Origin of the sequence: Paenibacillus alba (assembly GCF_013204855.1) — a bacterium.
GTDB lineage: Bacteria > Bacillota > Bacilli > Paenibacillales > NBRC-103111 > Paenibacillus_E > Paenibacillus_E alba.
On sequence record NZ_JABMKZ010000120.1, the window covers coordinates 1 to 538 of the forward strand.

The 538-nt window shown below is 55.2% G+C and carries 1 rRNA gene; it reads left to right on the forward strand.

From position 1 onward, the window contains the following. Positions 1–503 (forward strand): 16S ribosomal RNA (locus HQN90_RS38190); the annotation flags it as partial. Positions 504–538: the final 35 nt, after the last annotated feature.

Below are 538 nucleotides of genomic sequence, written 5' to 3' on the forward strand. Positions count from 1 at the left end.
AGACAGGTGGTGCATGGTTGTCGTCAGCTCGTGTCGTGAGATGTTGGGTTAAGTCCCGCAACGAGCGCAACCCTTGATCTTAGTTGCCAGCACTTTGGGTGGGCACTCTAAGATGACTGCCGGTGACAAACCGGAGGAAGGTGGGGATGACGTCAAATCATCATGCCCCTTATGACCTGGGCTACACACGTACTACAATGGTCGGTACAACGGGAAGCGAAGCCGCGAGGTGGAGCGAATCCTTATAAGCCGATCTCAGTTCGGATTGCAGGCTGCAACTCGCCTGCATGAAGTCGGAATTGCTAGTAATCGCGGATCAGCATGCCGCGGTGAATACGTTCCCGGGTCTTGTACACACCGCCCGTCACACCACGAGAGTTTACAACACCCGAAGTCGGTGGGGTAACCCGCAAGGGAGCCAGCCGCCGAAGGTGGGGTAGATGATTGGGGTGAAGTCGTAACAAGGTAGCCGTATCGGAAGGTGCGGCTGGATCACCTCCTTTCTATGGAGACTCGGATCTGATAGATCCAGTCAAGT